At 63.0% G+C, this 15,620-nt stretch carries 14 protein-coding genes; 9 read left to right on the top strand and 5 right to left on the bottom strand.

Features of this window, described 5'->3' with window-relative positions; genetic code table 11:
- Nucleotides 1-14 precede the first annotated feature (14 nt).
- From JM946_RS22210 to JM946_RS22220, 3 genes are all read left to right on the top strand, one after another.
- On the top strand, nucleotides 15-593 hold the full coding sequence (locus tag JM946_RS22210) for a DOMON-like domain-containing protein (protein ID WP_203169569.1): 579 nt from the start codon (nucleotides 15-17) through the stop codon (nucleotides 591-593).
- A complete protein-coding gene (locus JM946_RS22215; protein WP_203169570.1) occupies nucleotides 590-1,792 on the top strand; it encodes an exo-beta-N-acetylmuramidase NamZ family protein in 1,203 nt (400 codons plus the stop codon). Before JM946_RS22210 ends, JM946_RS22215 begins: the two co-directional genes overlap by 4 nt.
- A gap of 77 nt (nucleotides 1,793-1,869) precedes the next feature.
- Nucleotides 1,870-2,118, top strand: a complete 249-nt coding sequence (locus JM946_RS22220; protein WP_203169571.1) for a DUF6496 domain-containing protein — start codon at nucleotides 1,870-1,872, stop codon at nucleotides 2,116-2,118.
- A gap of 25 nt (nucleotides 2,119-2,143) precedes the next feature.
- Here JM946_RS22220 and JM946_RS22225 read toward each other — a convergent pair whose 3' ends face one another.
- Both JM946_RS22225 and JM946_RS22230 read right to left on the bottom strand, forming a co-directional pair.
- A complete protein-coding gene (locus JM946_RS22225) occupies nucleotides 2,144-3,388 on the bottom strand; it encodes an MFS transporter (protein WP_203169572.1) in 1,245 nt (414 codons plus the stop codon).
- Nucleotides 3,388-5,427, bottom strand: coding sequence for an MDR family MFS transporter (locus JM946_RS22230; RefSeq protein ID WP_218043053.1), 2,040 nt, complete (start codon nucleotides 5,425-5,427; stop codon nucleotides 3,388-3,390). Before JM946_RS22230 ends, JM946_RS22225 begins: the two co-directional genes overlap by 1 nt.
- 178 nt (nucleotides 5,428-5,605) lie before the next feature.
- Here JM946_RS22230 and JM946_RS22235 point away from each other — a divergent pair, with 178 nt between their 5' ends.
- The 6 genes from JM946_RS22235 to JM946_RS22260 all read left to right on the top strand — a co-directional run bounded on the left by JM946_RS22235 (nucleotide 5,606) and on the right by JM946_RS22260 (nucleotide 12,962).
- The gene (locus JM946_RS22235) at nucleotides 5,606-8,701 is read left to right on the top strand and encodes an efflux RND transporter permease subunit (RefSeq protein ID WP_203169574.1); all 3,096 of its coding nucleotides are present in this window, start codon (nucleotides 5,606-5,608) and stop codon (nucleotides 8,699-8,701) included.
- On the top strand, nucleotides 8,698-9,777 hold the full coding sequence (locus JM946_RS22240; RefSeq protein ID WP_203169575.1) for an efflux RND transporter periplasmic adaptor subunit: 1,080 nt from the start codon (nucleotides 8,698-8,700) through the stop codon (nucleotides 9,775-9,777). The genes JM946_RS22235 and JM946_RS22240 overlap by 4 nt, the downstream gene beginning before the upstream one ends.
- Before the next feature lie 250 nt (nucleotides 9,778-10,027).
- On the top strand, nucleotides 10,028-10,273 hold the full coding sequence (locus tag JM946_RS22245; protein WP_203169576.1) for a DUF3649 domain-containing protein: 246 nt from the start codon (nucleotides 10,028-10,030) through the stop codon (nucleotides 10,271-10,273).
- Nucleotides 10,270-11,850, top strand: a complete 1,581-nt coding sequence (locus tag JM946_RS22250) for a PepSY-associated TM helix domain-containing protein (protein WP_203169577.1) — start codon at nucleotides 10,270-10,272, stop codon at nucleotides 11,848-11,850. Before JM946_RS22245 ends, JM946_RS22250 begins: the two co-directional genes overlap by 4 nt.
- Nucleotides 11,850-12,173, top strand: a complete 324-nt coding sequence (locus JM946_RS22255; protein WP_203169578.1) for a DUF3325 domain-containing protein — start codon at nucleotides 11,850-11,852, stop codon at nucleotides 12,171-12,173. Before JM946_RS22250 ends, JM946_RS22255 begins: the two co-directional genes overlap by 1 nt.
- Before the next feature lie 12 nt (nucleotides 12,174-12,185).
- Nucleotides 12,186-12,962 carry a ferredoxin--NADP reductase gene (locus JM946_RS22260; RefSeq protein WP_203169579.1) on the top strand — a complete coding sequence of 259 codons (777 nt, stop codon included), beginning with the start codon at nucleotides 12,186-12,188 and terminating at the stop codon, nucleotides 12,960-12,962.
- 69 nt (nucleotides 12,963-13,031) lie between these two features.
- On the opposite strand, the gene JM946_RS22265 is transcribed toward JM946_RS22260, so the two are convergent.
- The 3 genes from JM946_RS22265 to JM946_RS22275 all read right to left on the bottom strand — a co-directional run bounded on the left by JM946_RS22265 (nucleotide 13,032) and on the right by JM946_RS22275 (nucleotide 15,568).
- Nucleotides 13,032-13,832, bottom strand: a complete 801-nt coding sequence (locus tag JM946_RS22265) for an exodeoxyribonuclease III (RefSeq protein ID WP_203169580.1) — start codon at nucleotides 13,830-13,832, stop codon at nucleotides 13,032-13,034.
- Nucleotides 13,833-13,859: 27 nt separating this feature from the next.
- Nucleotides 13,860-14,318, bottom strand: coding sequence for a DUF411 domain-containing protein (locus tag JM946_RS22270; RefSeq protein WP_203169581.1), 459 nt, complete (start codon nucleotides 14,316-14,318; stop codon nucleotides 13,860-13,862).
- Between the two features lie 137 nt (nucleotides 14,319-14,455).
- Entirely contained in the window at nucleotides 14,456-15,568 is a 1,113-nt protein-coding gene (locus tag JM946_RS22275) for a hypothetical protein (protein WP_203169582.1), read from the bottom strand.
- Nucleotides 15,569-15,620: the final 52 nt, after the last annotated feature.

A 15,620-nucleotide genomic window follows, 5' to 3' on the forward strand; every position in this document is an offset into this window, starting at 1 on the left:
CTAGAATAGGTTCCATGCACGCCACCGCCCTGCACCGCCATCCGTCCACACCGGACGATATCCTCACCGGCATCACGGTCGAGGTGGATTCACTCACCGCCGATTTGCTGGTGCTGTATTTCAAAATTGCCGGCGACATCGATCGTCTGCAGTTGCCCGCACAGGCGGCCAGCAAGTTTCAGGACGAGCTGTGGAAACACACCTGCCTGGAAGCGTTCCTGGCATTCGCGGACAGCGATGTGTACTACGAATTCAACTTCTCCCCTTCAAGCCAGTGGGCGGTGTATCGGTTCGATAGCTACCGAGAGGGAATGACGCCGCTGCATCCGGATCCGCCGCCGCGTGTGCTCGTTCGACGCCGCGAGGGCGAACTGGACGTCGATGTGGACATCCATCTCGGCGCGATTCCGGGATTGACGGCGGACGAGCTCAAAGGTCGCGAGCTGCGCCTCGCAGTCTCCGCCGTCATGGAAAACGATCAGGGCCGCGTTTCCTACTGGGCGCTGGCGCATCCGCCCGGCAAGCCCGATTTTCATCACCGCGATGGCTTTGCACTTGCCCTGGATGGCGGCGCGGCCGGAGAGTCCGCATGAAGTTCGGTATCGATCGGCTGCTCGAGGAGCCGTCGCTGCGTCGTGAGTTGCAAGGCAGGCGCGTGGCGCTGCTGGCCCATCCCGCTTCGGTCACCGCCGATCTCACACATTCGCTGGACGCGCTCGCCGGCGCTGGTGTGAATCTCACGGCGGCGTTCGGCCCGCAACATGGCCTGCGCGGCGACAAGCAGGACAACATGGTCGAGTCGCCAACCTTCAACGATCCCATCCACGGCATTCCAGTGTTCAGCCTGTATGGGGAAGTGCGGCGGCCGACCGACGAGATGATGCAGCCGTTCGACGTGCTGCTGGTGGATCTGCAAGACCTCGGCTGTCGGATCTACACGTTTATAACGACGCTGCGCTATGTGCTCGAAGCCGCGGCCAAGCACGGCAAGTCCGTGTGGGTGCTGGATCGGCCCAATCCGGCGGGCCGACCGATCGAAGGATTGCGTTTGCGCGCGGGCTGGGAAAGTTTCGTCGGCGCAGGCCCGTTACCGATGCGGCATGGTTTGACGCTCGGAGAGCTGGCGCATTGGTTTGTTCGCACTCTGAAGCTCAACGTCGATTACCGAGTCATCGAGATGCACGGCTGGCAGCCGGCGGCGGCGCCGGGTTACGGCTGGCCGTTGGGTGAGCGCACCTGGGTCAACCCCAGCCCGAATGCACCGAATCTTTGGATGGCGCGTGCCTATGCAGGCACCGTGATGTTGGAAGGCACGACGCTTTCGGAAGGTCGCGGCACCACCCGCCCGCTCGAGCTGTTCGGCGCACCCGACATCGACGCGAACAAGGTGCTGACCGAGATGCGCGCGCTCGCCCCGCAATGGTTGCAAGGTTGTCGCCTGCGGCCCTGCTGGTTCGAGCCGACCTTTCATAAACATGTCGGGAAACTTTGCTCAGGACTGCAGATTCACGTCGAAGATCCCAGCTACCATCATGAGGCGTTCCGCCCGTGGCGATTGCAAACATTGGCGTTCAAGGCGCTGCGACGACTGCAGCCGGAATATCCGCTGTGGCGCGACTTCCACTATGAATATGAGAAAGACCGGCTCGCCATAGACATCATCAACGGCAGTCCACTGCTGCGCGAATGGGTGGACGATGCGCAATCGACGCCCGCGGACCTGGATGCGTTGACTGCGCCAGATGAGACATCCTGGAGCGAGGAGCGCGAAGCTTTCCTTGTTTATCGGTGACGTTTCGGAACAGCGCACTGTTGTAAGGCGTTGCCTGCTCGGGACTAATCCATCCCGCCACCAACGAGGAACACCTCATGGCAACACGTAAGTACAGCAAGAAGGCGTCCAAGAAGGTCGAGAAGACCATGCGCGAGCGCAAGCGTGGCACGTTGCGCAGCGGCGGATCGGGCAAGAAGGTGACCAGCCGCAAGCAGGCCATCGCCATCGGCCTGTCCGAAGCGCGGCGTTCTGGGGCCAAGGTCCCGAAGAAAAAGACCGGGCGCAAGAGCAGCGGCGGTCGCAAGACCGGCAGCCGCAAGAAAAAGACCGCGAAAAAGAAATAACCTTCAGCTGGTGCGCGGCTCCACTTCAAGACCTGGAGCTGCGCACGAGCAGTAGCGCGCTCAGCGCGACCAACGCTAGCGCGCTGAGCACCAGAGAGGAATGGATCCCGATCGCCGCGCCCATCAATCCCACTGTCACGCCACTGAACGTCCGCAGACCCAGCGCCATCATTGAAAACACGCCCAGCACGCGGCCGCGAATGTCGGCGGGTGCATTGAGCTGCACCAGGGTTTGCGACATCGAGTTGAACGACAGATCCATGAAGCCGGCGATGAATAGCAGCAGCACCGCCAGCGAATAGATCGAGGACAGCGCGAAACCCGCCAGCGCGCCACACCACGCAATCGCGAGGATCATGGCGGTGCGTGGATTCGGTTGCAGCCAGCCGCGACTTTCCAACAGGAAGCCGGCGGTCAACGCGCCGACCGCGTCCGCACCCAACAGCACGCTGTAGGAAAGGTCCGCATCGAAGTGGCCGAGCGAACGCGCGAAGTCCGGCATCTGGGGCAGATAAGCATTGCCGATGAAGAACGAGGCGCCGCCGGACAGCAGAATCATCGACAACAGGACTGGATGCGAAGCAATGCGTCGCAGTGTCGAGGTCACATCGGATACCGACAGCAACGCACGACGCGGCGCTCCCTGCCCTGCCGCGGCTCGCGAATACGGCGCTTTCCACAACCAGACGATGGTGGGCACGTAGATCAAAGCGTTCAGCAGAATGCCGTGCGCGGGACCGAAGATCATCAGCAACAAGCCGCCAATCGCCGGCCCGCCGAGCAAGCCCAGCTGTCGCGAAGTTGCATTCAAGCGCACCGCGCTCTGCAACTGCTCCGGCGGCACCACGTGATGCAGCAGGACTTGTGAGCTCGGCGTCCACAACACGCCGGCGATACCGTGCAAGGTCAGCAGCAGCATGGCATGCCAGATTTCCAACGTATCGGTCAGGAACAACACACCCCACGCCACCGACACGCCCATGAAAATCACCATGCCGATCTGAATCAGTCGACGCGGATCGAAATGATCGGCCAGCGCGCCCACGGGTAGAGACAACAGCAGGAACGGCAACCAGTGCGAGACCACCGCAAACGCACCGAGCGCGTTCGACTGGAACTTCTGGAACATGATCCAGTAGCTGATGACGTGCTCGATGCTGTCGGCCATCATCGCGCCGGCGAACGCCAGGAAAAAACCGCGGTAGCCCGGATGCCTCAGGGCTGCGAAGGATCGTCGCGGGGGCGCCGCAGCCGTCGTGTCGTTGCTCATCAGGTGGATGCCGCTGAATCGGCAGCCGGCTTGGCGCGCAACGGCAACTCGGGAAGGAACAGGACGACCAGCAACGCCAGCCCCACGATCCACAGTGATTGTTCAAGCATATGAGCAATGGCCGCGGCGAACGCCACCTTGGTGCCGCGGTGAATATCTTCCACCAATCGATCGACGTAGTTGGCCATGCCGGCCTTCACCATCATCAATGCCTGCCCGGAGCGCTCGGCGACGATGGCATCCTCGGTGGCAAGCAGGCTGTCACGAAACAGATCCGCAACGTCGGCGATCACTTGCGGCTCGTTCCAGGCACGCGAGGGAATATTCGCGAGCTGCCGTTTCATGGTTGGCGACAAGATCGGATCCTGTAGCAGGCGATCGCGCCCGTCCTCGCCATCTTTCAATGCGGCGACCAGTGCGTCGGTGCGCTCGACCAGCTCATCGTGGATGCGCGCACGAATGCCGCCATCACGCAGAGGCGCTTTGACGCTGTCGGGTAGTCGTGGATCTCCGAGCACTTCGGCGACCGCCTCGGGGTCTTCGCGATACGCGCGCTCGATGACTTCGTAGCGCTCATCGATCGCGTGCTGCACGCGAGCCCGGATCTCCTCGACATTCATGGCCTGGCTCTGGGCGTGCGCGAGATCCAGCTGTGAGATCCGATTGCCGGGCAGTTGCGGCACATGCCTGGGCAGCTCGGCAGTGAGCGCATGCGTAAGCAAGGTTCCAAAGATCGCCACCCCCACCGTCGAGCCTATCTGCCGGCTGAACTGGCTGGTGCTGGTGGCGACGCCGACTTGATCGGCGGGCGCGGCATTCTGGATCACCAGACTGAACAAACTCTGCGCCGGCCCGAGCCCCAGGCCCGTCAACACCAGGCGCCAGCTGAGATCGGCTTGTGTAGTGTCCGCCGTGAGCCCCGTCAGAGACACAACACCGGCGAAGAGCACGACGGCGCCCGCCACCATCAATAGTTTGTATTTGCCGGTGCGATGCACGATGCGGCCCGAGCCGATGCTGCTGACGATCAACGCAATCATCAACGGCAGCAGTGCGACGCCGCTCTGCGTGGCGGTCACGCCTTGCACCACTTGCATGTACAGGGGCATGAACATCACCACGCCCAGGAACGCCATGCTCATCACGAACGAGCCCAGCGTCGCGGTACGAAAGGTCGGAATGCTGAAGAGCGGCAGCGGCAGGATCGGCTCGCGGGCGCGTCGCTCCACCAAAATGAAAATGACAAGCGACAGTGCGGAGGCGGCGAATAGGCCGACGATCTCTGGCGAATCCCACGCATGATGAGTGCCGCCGAGGGTGAGACCAAGCAGCGCCGTTCCTGCCGTCAGCACGATCAGCAGAGCGCCCAGATAATCGATCTCGCCACCGCCTCCTTTGCGCAGCGCCGGCATCCGGTACACGATCATGAACAAGGCCAGCGCGCCAAGCGGCAGGTTCACATAGAACACCCAGCGCCAGCCGGCGATCTCGTAACGGGCCAACGTGACGGTGCCATGGTCGGTGAAAAAGCCGCCGATGAACGGCCCTACCACGGTGGCGAGACCGAACACCGAGCCGAACACGCCGAACAATCGGCCGCGCTCCCGCGGTGGATACATATCGGCCATGACAGCGAACGACACTGTCATCAACGCACCACCGCCAAGACCCTGCAAGGCCCGAAACACCACCAGTTGCATCATGCCGTCGCCGAGCACCGGCAGGCGCCCGAACTCGCCGCTCAATCCGCATAGCGCCGAGCCCACCAGAAACATCAGCACACCGACGATCAGAATCGGCTTGCGTCCGTACTGATCGCTCAACTTGCCATAAAGCGGTACGGACACCGTGGAGGTCAGCAGATAGGCCGTCGTCACCCACGCGTACATCGACAAGCCCTGCAGCTCCTCGATGATCCGAGGCATGGCGGTGGCCACGATGGTCTGGTCGAGCGCGCTGAGCAGAACGACCACCGCCAGCGCCGCCAGAGTCAGGCGCTTTTCGGCGGACGAGATTTGCAAATCGCTCGAGTCGTTCAAGGGGCGGGAGGTTGGGTCGCAAAAAACGCCGCAGAGCTTAAACCGTCCGCCGCCGGCTCGCATCACAACGTTCAGTCCGTCGTGATTTGCTCTCGGCTGGTCGCAATGGCGACAACCCGCCGCGGCGGCTGAGGTCCAATCCTCCCATTAGAAACTGGCCAGTTCTCGGAGCCGAGCGATGCGTCTCATTGCCGCCGCCATCCGCAACCCCATCGCCATCGGGGTGACCGTCCTGCTCGTCTGCCTGTTCGGCGCTCTGAGCCTGCGGGAGCTGCCGCTGCAGCTGTTTCCGGATATCGAACGCCCCACCATCGGCATCTTCACCAACTGGCGCGGCGCCTCCCCGGAGGAAGCCGAAGCCGAGCTGCTCGAGCCCCAGGAACGCGTGCTGCAAGGACTGCAGGGGCTGGAGGAAATTACCGGCAACGCCAACAGCGGCGGCACCGAAGTGATTCTTACGTTTGCCATCGGCACCGACATGAAGGCCGCGCTGGTGGACGTCATCGGCCGGATGAGCCGGCTGCCGCCCTTGCCGCGCGATGCCGACCGACCGGTGGTGCAACTCGGCGCTTTCGGCGACGCGAATCAGAACCTGACGTTCTTTTTCGTGCAGCTGCTGCCCGGCACGGAAGGTCCCATCGATAAGTATCGTCGCTTCATCGAAGACGTGGTGCGGCCGCGGATCGAATCCGTTCCCGGTGTCGGTGGCGTGAACGTGAACGGCGGCTCGCCCAACGACGTGCGCATCACGGTCGATCTGGCGCGGGCGGCCGCCCTTGGTGTCGGCATTCCCGATATCGCCCGACTCGCGGCCAGCGCCAACAACGTTTCTGCAGGGCAGCTCGATGTGGGCCGTCGGCAATATGCGCTGCGTTACGCGGGACGCTATGACCTCGACGAACTGGGGCAACTGGTATTGGCATGGCGGGACGGTCAGCCGGTTCGTCTTGCCGATGTCGCGGTGATCGAAACGCGGCCACCCGACAAGCTCACGTACGCGCATCAGAACGGCAATCCCGCCATCGATCTGCAGATCCTGAGAGCGCCCGGCGCAAACGTGCTCAGCACGCTCGCCGAAGTGAAAAAGGTTGTGGCGGAGCTGCGTGAAGGCCCGTTGCGCGAGCGCGGACTGGGCATCGAGCAGTCGTTCGATGCATCGCTGTTCATCACGCGCGCCGTCAACCTGCTGACCGAGAACCTGATCGTCGGTGCGTTGCTGGCCCTGGTGTGCGTGTGGTGGTTCATGAGAAACATGCGCGCCACGATCATCATTGCGACCACTATCCCGGTTTGTTTGCTCGCGACTTTCTGCGCGCTGCATCTCGGCGGCCGAAGTATCAACGTCATCTCACTCGCCGGCCTGGCGTTCGCCGTGGGCATGGTGGTCGAAGGCGCGATCGTCGTTTCGGGCAACATCATCCGCCTGCGAGAAACGGGCATGCCCATCGACCAGGCGGCTCATGACGGCACGCGGCAGGTCGTGCCGGCACTGTTTGCTTCCACCACCACGACCATCGCGGTGTTCCTGCCAGTGCTGTTCCTCGAAGACGTCGAAGGACAGATCTTCGCCGACCTGGCGCTGACCATCTCGATCGCCGTCGCGTTTTCCATCCTGGTCGCCATCACCGTGGTGCCGGCGGCCGCTGGACGTTGGCTCGGCGGTCCCGCCCGGAAATCCGGTTACGGCGAAGGCTGGCCCGCGCTCACCGACAAGGTGATCGAATGGACTCGCACGCGTCGTCAGCAAGTGGCGTGGGTGTTGGCGTTGCTGGTCCTGCCGCTGGTGTTGTCCTGGGTGTTCCTGCCCAAGCTGGACTATCTGCCGCCGGTGAAGCGCGCGGCCATCGATGCGTACTTCAGCTTCCCGCCGGGCATGAGTCCGACCACGGTGGACCGCGAAATCGTCACCAGGCTGCAGCAACGCATGGAGCCTTACATGAGCGGCGCGAAGGAGCCGCGCCTGAAGAACTATTACATTCTGTTGTGGCCGGGCGGCGGCACGTTGGGCGCACGGGTCGTCGACGATGAACGCATCGGCGAACTGGAACGCATCGTTCGCCACGAGGTCGTCGTTGGGATTCCGGACACACGCGTGTTCGTGAACGAGGGCGAACTGTTCGGCGGGATCGGCGGTTCGGCTCGCTCCATCGCCATCCATCTGCAAACCTCGGACACCGCCTCATTGAACGCAGTGGGCGCGGCCGGACGCCGACTGCTGGAGCAAACATTCCCTGGGGCGAACGTGCAGTCGTTCCCCAATACGGACGTGCAGGTGCTGGAACTTCGCGCCGAGCCCAATGACCGGCGGATCGCCGAAGTGGGCTGGGATCGCGCCGCGCTGGGCACCATCGTTCGCTCGCTCGGCGACGGTGCATGGCTGGGCGAATACTTCGATGGCCAGGCGCGACTGCCGGTGATGTTACGCACCAATCTTGGCGAGCGGCCCGAGGACATCGCGCAGGCGCCGTTGATCACGCCCTCCGGAGAAATCGTGCCGCTCGGGGATCTGGTGACGCTGCAAACGACCTTGGTGCCGGAGCAGATCCGGCGTGTCGATCATCACCGCACCGTCACGCTGACCATCGATCCGCCGCCGACGCTGTCGCTCGAAGACATGCTGGCGAAGATCAACACCGAGATCGTGCCCAAGCTGCGCGCCGACCTGCCCGCGGATGCAAACATTCGCCTCGCCGGCAGCGCCGATCGCCTGGACGCCATCATCGCCACGATGAGCGGCAACTTCCTGCTCGCGTTGCTGGTGCTATTCATGCTGATGGCGGCGATGTTTCATTCGCTTCGCGACGCGCTCGTGGTGGTGCTCACGGTGCCGTTGGCCCTGGCGGGCGGCGTGCTGGGCATTCGTTTGCTCGGCGTCGTGGCGTTCCAGCCGCTGGATCTGCTGACCATGATCGGGTTCATCATGATGATCGGCATCATCGTGAATCACGCGATTCTGCTGGTCGATCTGACCCGGCACGCCATGAACGACGGCCACAGCCTGGAAGAGGCCTTGCGTATGTCGCTAAACCAACGTCTGCGCGCCATGGTTGCAAGCACTCTCACGGGCGCGCTGGGCGCGCTCCCCATGGTGATCAATCCTGGTCCGGCGAGCACCATCTATCGCGGCCTCGCTGCCGTGAATGTGGCGGGTGTGATCGTGAGCATGGTGTTTTCGATCGTGCTGCTGCCGAGCCTCATGCGACTTGTTTACGAGCGACGTTCGCCCGCCACGGCGAGCGATGACGCCACCCTTCTAGTGGAGACTGCGCGATGATGAGAGCGACTCAGGGATTGTTAGTCATGCTGTTCGCCGCGACGGCCAGCGCACAACAATCCCAAGAACAAATGCCTGCGGCGATGGTCGAGGTGGCGCAAGCGTCTGTCGCGCGTGTCGCGCCACGGCGATGGGTGCCGGGCAGCGTCGTGAGTCGCAACGACGCTCGCTTGGCGACCAGCGCTGCCGGGCGGTTGGAATACGTTGCCGAAGTTGGCACCGTCGTACGAGCCGGCCAGCGCGTCGCCAAGCTCGAGGACGAAGCCGTGCGCTTGCAGGTCGAAGACGCCAAGGCGGAAGTCATGCGCATCGAGGCGCAACGCGCGATGGCGGAGCGGCAGCTGCAACGGATCGAGCAACTCGCCAACAATTCCATCTCGCAAACCCAGATCGACGAAGTGCGCTCGCAGCTCGCGATGCTCACGGCGCAGCTTCAACAGGCCGAGGTGCGTCACCGCTCCGCCAGGCACGACCTGGAGCAGACTGAAGTGCGCGCTCCGTTCTCCGGCGTCGTAACCGAGCGGCTCGCTCAACGCGGTGAGTATGTGGCCACCGGAGCGGCAATCGCTCGGCTCGTCGATACGGTGCATGTTGAAGCTCGCGTGCAAGCACCGCTGTCGCTGCTCAGTTCGGTGAAGCCTAAGATGGAGCTGCCGATCAAAGTCGGTAGCAAACAAATACCCGCGGTCGTGCGGACAGTCGTTCCCGTCGGTGAGGAACGCTCGCGCCAGTTCGAACTGCGCATGGTGCTCGCCGACAATCAATTCAACGTCGGCTCCGCCCTCGAAGTGGGCCTGCCCGAACGCGAGGCCACTGAAGCTCTGGTCGTACCTCGCGACGCCATCGCCGTGCGCCAGACTGGCGACTACCTGATGCGCGTCCGTCGCGACAACACCGCCGAACGCGTCGCCATCACCTCCATCGCCACCGACGGCGATCTCGTCACCATCGATGGGCCGGTGCAGCCCGGCGACATCGTCGTCATCCGGGGCGTCGAACGCCTGCAGGACGGCCAACGCGTCACCATCCTCACCCGCGACGCTTCCCTGCAAACCCGGCGACAGCCGGACGCTTGAAGCCGGAAGCCCCCCTGCCCCGGAAGCGCGCAACTTGCTTTCCATTCCAAATAAGAATGATTATCATCCGATGACTTGATCGTCGGGACCAGCCACGCCCGTCAGGCCCGAGTGCGGCCGAGACCGCTAGCCATCCTGTGAGTTCGTGTGACCGGGAGGCGTATGGGGTCGGGAATGTTCTTCGGGTGTCGGGGCCGCTGAACGCATGGCGGCGCTTACCTCTGCATATCGTCTTTCCGTAGCTTCGCGAATGGCTGCAGCCATTCTTGGCGGCTATGCGCTGACGGCATTGGCGACGATGGCGCTGGCGATGAACCTGCCCATGTCCCGGGCGGAGGCATCCATGGCGGCGACGTTGCTGTCATTCCCTATCTATACCTGCGCAATGATCTGGGTCTTCGCCACGCGCACGGCGAAGCGCGCGTGGCTGGGAATTGGGGCGTCGGCGGTGGTGCTGATGGCGCTGATCGGATTGCAACGGCTGGTGGCTGCATGAAAGAGGGATTTCGCCAGTCGATGGCCTGGCTGCACACCTGGTCGGGGCTGGTGGTGGGCTGGATTCTGTTTGCGGTGTTCGTCACCGGCACGCTCAGTTATTTTCGCCCCGAGATCTCGCAATGGATGCGGCCCGAGCTGCGAGACATGCAGCCTCACCCGCAAGCCGCTGCCAGTGCGATCGCAGCTCTTCAGCAACGCGCGCCCGATTCGCCGCGCTGGTTCATTCGACTGCCCGACGCGCGCGAACCGATTGTGCGCGTGACCTGGAGAGATCCCAACGCCACCGGACCGCGTCGTTTCCAGAACGCCGTGCTGGATCCGGCGACCGGCGCGGAAGTGAAAGCCCGCGACACACGCGGCGGCGACTTCTTCTATCGCTTCCATTTCGAACTGAGCATGAAGCCCATCTGGGGCCGCTGGGTGGTCGGCTGCTGTGCCATGTTCATGCTGATCGCCATCGTCACCGGCGTGATCACGCACAAAAAAATCTTCAAAGACTTTTTCACTTTCCGCCCGAAAAAAGGCCAGCGCTCCTGGCTCGACGCGCACAACGTGGTCGGCGTGCTGGCCCTGCCCTATCACGTCATGATCACGTACAGCGGCCTGGTGACGTTGATGTTCATGTACATGCCGTGGGGCGTGCAGGCCAACTACGGTCAGAACCGTGCCGCGTTCTTCGACCAAGCACTTGGAGTATCCGCTGAAACGCCACTCGCGAATCGACCAGGCGCGTTAACAAACATAGAACCGCTGCTGCTCACGGCACAACGCCATTGGGACGGCGCGAACCCATCGCTGATCACGGTGCATAACCCGGCAGATGCGAACTCGCGCATCGAGATGCGTCGTGACAATAGCGACCGCCTGGCTCACAGCAGCCAAAGCGTGGTGTTCGCCGGGACCACGGGTGAACTGCTCGCGGCCGCGGGCGAGCCGATGCCGGCCACGCGGACACGCGACGTGGTGTACGGCCTGCACATGGCGAACTTCTCGTCTTCTCCGCTTCGCTGGCTGTTTGCACTGTCGGGCCTGGCCGGCATTCTCATGATCGCAAGCGGCCTGGTGTTGTGGTCCGTGAAGCGTGCACCCGAGCGGGTCAAACTGGGCCGTGTTCCGTTCGGCCAACGGCTGGTCGAAGTCCTGAACATCGGCGTGATTGCCGGACTGCCGATCACGATTGCCGTTTTCTTCCATGCCAATCGCCTGCTGCCGATCGGCCTCGCCGAGCGCCCCACCTGGGAGGTCCGCGCCTTCTTCGCGGCATGGCTGCTGAGCTTCGTGGTCCCGTTGATCAGGCCGGCGAAGGCCGCCTGGAAGGCACAGTTCCTGGCCGCCGCAACGCTGTTCGGCGCGTTGCCCGTGGTCAACGCCCTGACCACCGACGCTCACCTGGGCGTCACGCTGGCCAGCCGCAATTGGGTCTACGCGGGCTTCGATTTGACATGTTTGGGCATCGCGGCGCTGCTCGGCCTGATCGCCTGGCATGCCTCCCGCACTTCCGCGACCCAACGTAAGCCCGCGCGAAATAAGGCGGAAACGCCCGCAAATCTGCCCGCCGAGGCGGAGCGAGCGTAATGTCCTTATTCCCTTTCGCGCTCACGTACACCGGGTGGGTGGCGCTATGCTTGTCGCTGAGCCGCCATGCCCGCGAGATCTTGCAGCGGGAGCCGTCGCCCCTAGAAAGGCACCTCCTGCGCGCCGCCGGCTGGCTTGCCTTGACCGCGTCGCTGTTGCTGACCGCCGCCCGTACGGGCTGGCCGTTAGGCACGGTGGAATGGTTCGGCATGCTCACCGCCACCGCCGTGAGCTTCGTTTTATTGCTGAGTTTCTACCCTCGGTTGGCCGCCGGGCTGGGGCTGGGGTTACCGGTCTGCGCTGCTGTGGTCAGCTTGGTTTGATTGAGGATTACGATGTCGAGCTTCAACACCGAACGCGTCCTGAAAGTGCGTCACTGGAACGACACGCTGTTCAGCTTCGTGACCACGCGCAACCCAGGCCTGCGTTTCGAGAACGGCCAGTTCGTGATGATGGGCCTGCAGGTGGACGGCCGTCCGTTGACCCGCGCCTACAGCATCGCCAGCGCCAACCACGAAGAGCACCTGGAGTTTTTCAGCATCAAAGTGCAGAACGGCGCGCTTACCTCCCGCCTGCAGCACCTGCTGCCGGGCCACGAGGTGCTGGTCAGCCGCAAGCCCACCGGCTCGCTGCTGCTCGATGACCTGAAGCCCGGCAAGCATTTGTACCTGCTGAGCTCGGGCACCGGTCTCGCGCCGTTCATGAGCCTGGTCAAAGATCCTTCGATGTATGAGAAGTTCGAGAAGGTCGTGCTCCTGCACAGCGTGCGCGCGACCAGTGAGCTGGCGTACGAGGAATATCTGACTCACGTCCTCCCGCGCGATGAACACATCGGCGAGATGGTGAGCAACCAGCTCATCTATTATCCGACGGTGACGCGCGAGCCGTATCGCAATCGCGGCCGCATCACCGACCTGATCGAAAACGGCTCGCTGTTCGAGCAGATCGGCCTGCCGCCGCTCAGCCCCGAAACCGATCGCGCCATGATCTGCGGCAGCCCGTCCATGCTGAAGGATCTTTCAGCCCTGCTGGACGCGCGCGGTTTCCAGATTTCGCCGCACATCGGCGCTCAAGGCGACTACGTGATCGAGCGCGCCTTCGTCGAGAAATAACGCGTTCTCCGCAGCGTCGAAACAAACAGGCCGCCTTCCAAGGCGGCCTGTTTGTTTGTGGCGCCGACCTTAGTCCAGCGCCAGGGTCACGCTCACCGGACAGTGGTCGCTGCCCATCACGTCGCTGTGGATCTCGGCTTTTTTCACCAGCTTGCGCAGCTTCTCCGACACCAGCCAATAGTCGATTCTCCATCCCACGTTGCGTGCGCGGGCGTTGGAGAAATTGCTCCACCACGAATAGTGGCCGTTGCCCTCGGTGAACATACGGAAGGTGTCGACGAAACCGGCGTCGAGGAAATTCTGAAAGCCTTCGCGCTCTTCCTCGGTGAAACCCTTCTTGCCGCGGTTCGGCTTGGGATTCGCCAGGTCCAGCTCGGTGTGCGCCACGTTCAGGTCGCCACAGAACAGCACCGGCTTGTTCTTCTCCAGCAGTTTCAGATAGCTCAGGAACGCCGGATCCCAATGTTTGTGTCGTAGCGGCAGCCGGCTCAGATCGTCCTTGGCGTTGGGCGTGTACACCGTGACCACGAAGAACTTGTCGAACTCCGCAGTGATCACGCGGCCTTCCTCGTTGGCATCGCGCTTGAGCTCATCGGCGAACGAGAACTTCTTGGCGAACTCCTTGGGAAAGCCGTTGATCACGTCCAGCGGCTCGCGCTTGGAAAAAATCGCGGTGCCCGAATAGCCCTTCTTGACCGCCGAGTTCCAGTACTCGTGATAACCGGCCAGGTCGATCTCGGCCTGGCCGCGCTCGGCCTTGGTCTCCTGCAGGCACAGCACATCCGGCTTGTGCCGCTTGATGAATTCCTGAAATGTTCCTTTTTTGACCACGGCACGAATGCCGTTGACGTTCCACGAATAGAACTTCATCGTCACGCTCGTTGTTATCGATCGCAGTTATTTCTTGTCGCCGTGCGTGGCGAACACGGAAGTCTTGCCGTCCTTGCCCACCAGCAGCACGTCGTAGCGATCGACTCGCCCGGACGGCACTTCCATGCCCGGCGAGCCGGCCGGCATACCCGGCACGGTGAGGCCCTTGGCCTCGGGACGCTCGCGAAGCAGCCGCTTGACGTCCTCGGCGGGCACATGGCCTTCGATGAAATAGCCGCCCACTTCGGCGGTGTGGCACGAGCCCATCCCGAACGGCACCCCGACGCGCTCCTTGATGGGAGCGAGGTTATCCAGATCATGCACCTGCACGGCGAAGCCGGCGGCCTGCATGTGCTTGACCCAGAGGCCGCAGCAGCCGCACGTCGGCGTTTTGTTCACGACCACGGTGGGTGTATTCGCCGCCGCGGCAACATGCGCCACCGCGGGCAAGGCAACGAGCCCGAGCAGGGCCTGGCGTCGATTCATGTAGGTCTCCAAACCGATGGGGCGGAGCCTGCCACGCAGACTCCGCCCCAATCATGACCGCGACGCGCGGAACTGACCAGTCTTGCCGAACCGGCGCCGATGCGCTCGCGCCCGACCAGGGTTTGGCAAGTTTTGGCTTACTCCTCGCCCTTATCGTTATCCGCCTCGTTCTGCTTGATCGCCTTGCCGCCCGCCTGCTTTTCCTCTTCGCGCGCACCCGCCAGGATGCCTGGCAATGCATAGTTGCCCTCGTGACAGGCGTACTCGTACATCAGATCCGGCGTCGCGTTCAGCGGCAGCTCGCCGGCGAACGGCTGGGTCAACGCGGGATCCTCGACCTTGAACTGGTACAGGATCTGGTCCGCCGAGATGCGAGTGAAGCGCTCGATCACCTTGCGATCCGGACCCAGGCCACGGAAGGTCTGTTGCGGATGGAAGTTGGTGGTCTCGACCACCAGGGTGTCGCCCTCCCAGCGGCCAATCGAATCGCCGTACCACTTTTTCACATTGCTCGGCACGTGCTTGCCATTGAGGCGAATCACGCGCGCGTCGTGAATCATCTCGACCAGGATCATCACCGTGTCCGGCGTCTGCACGATGGAGTACGTGTTGTTGTACATCAGCGGCAGCATCGGCGGACCCGCGCTCGATCCGAACGACGTGAGACACCGTTCACCCAATGAACGAAGCTCGGGACCATCCACCGGTCCGGCGCCTTTACGGAAAGCGGCGACGCGCTCACGCATTTGCCTGGCAGCCTCCGGGGTCATCGGAGGAATGCGACCGTTCGCGGGCTCGGTGATGATGGAGCTGCGCGGTTGACCGTCGATGCGGATCACTTGCGTGCCGCGGTCTACCCAAAAATTGTTGTAACCGCAATTGGTGCCGGTGAAGCCGTAGCCGCAATCCTTGGGCAGATCTTCGATGCCGAGTTTCGGATCGGTGGGCCTGGCGTTATCGGCCACATGCTTGGCGGCGTAGCCTTCGATCTGCTGCGCTTCTTCCGCGGTCAGCGTCTTGCGATCGCCATGCTCGGGCGAGCGCTCCAGCTGCGTGAGCGTCGCATTGGTCCAGTTGCCTTGCAGGTCTGGCTGGCCATCCGCCGTGCGCGGCATCTTCCACCCTGCAGCTTTCTTGGCGCTCGCGGCCTGCGCCGGCGCACCGTCGACACAAACCACCGAAAGGATACTGCCTATCAGAACGGCGGGCAGGCGGGCTGCAAGCGAACCACGCAACGATCGATATTTCATAAACTCCCCCACACGCCGCTTCAGGTAGCGCCCGGGCAGTGTATGGATCAAA

This window comes from Steroidobacter gossypii (assembly GCF_016801985.1).
Lineage (GTDB): Bacteria > Pseudomonadota > Gammaproteobacteria > Steroidobacterales > Steroidobacteraceae > Steroidobacter > Steroidobacter gossypii.

What these genes read in the sequence shown, in the direction of transcription:
- JM946_RS22210 (WP_203169569.1), top strand. Translation starts at nt 15, where the DNA reads ATGCACGCCACCGCCCTGCACCGCCATCCGTCCACACCGGACGATATC.
- JM946_RS22215 (WP_203169570.1), top strand. Translation starts at nt 590, where the DNA reads ATGAAGTTCGGTATCGATCGGCTGCTCGAGGAGCCGTCGCTGCGTCGT.
- JM946_RS22220 (WP_203169571.1), top strand. Translation starts at nt 1,870, where the DNA reads ATGGCAACACGTAAGTACAGCAAGAAGGCGTCCAAGAAGGTCGAGAAG.
- JM946_RS22225 (WP_203169572.1), bottom strand. Translation starts at nt 3,388, where the DNA reads ATGAGCAACGACACGACGGCTGCGGCGCCCCCGCGACGATCCTTCGCA.
- JM946_RS22235 (WP_203169574.1), top strand. Translation starts at nt 5,606, where the DNA reads ATGCGTCTCATTGCCGCCGCCATCCGCAACCCCATCGCCATCGGGGTG.
- JM946_RS22240 (WP_203169575.1), top strand. Translation starts at nt 8,698, where the DNA reads ATGATGAGAGCGACTCAGGGATTGTTAGTCATGCTGTTCGCCGCGACG.
- JM946_RS22245 (WP_203169576.1), top strand. Translation starts at nt 10,028, where the DNA reads ATGGCTGCAGCCATTCTTGGCGGCTATGCGCTGACGGCATTGGCGACG.
- JM946_RS22250 (WP_203169577.1), top strand. Translation starts at nt 10,270, where the DNA reads ATGAAAGAGGGATTTCGCCAGTCGATGGCCTGGCTGCACACCTGGTCG.
- JM946_RS22255 (WP_203169578.1), top strand. Translation starts at nt 11,850, where the DNA reads ATGTCCTTATTCCCTTTCGCGCTCACGTACACCGGGTGGGTGGCGCTA.
- JM946_RS22260 (WP_203169579.1), top strand. Translation starts at nt 12,186, where the DNA reads ATGTCGAGCTTCAACACCGAACGCGTCCTGAAAGTGCGTCACTGGAAC.
- JM946_RS22265 (WP_203169580.1), bottom strand. Translation starts at nt 13,832, where the DNA reads ATGAAGTTCTATTCGTGGAACGTCAACGGCATTCGTGCCGTGGTCAAA.
- JM946_RS22270 (WP_203169581.1), bottom strand. Translation starts at nt 14,318, where the DNA reads ATGAATCGACGCCAGGCCCTGCTCGGGCTCGTTGCCTTGCCCGCGGTG.
- JM946_RS22275 (WP_203169582.1), bottom strand. Translation starts at nt 15,568, where the DNA reads ATGAAATATCGATCGTTGCGTGGTTCGCTTGCAGCCCGCCTGCCCGCC.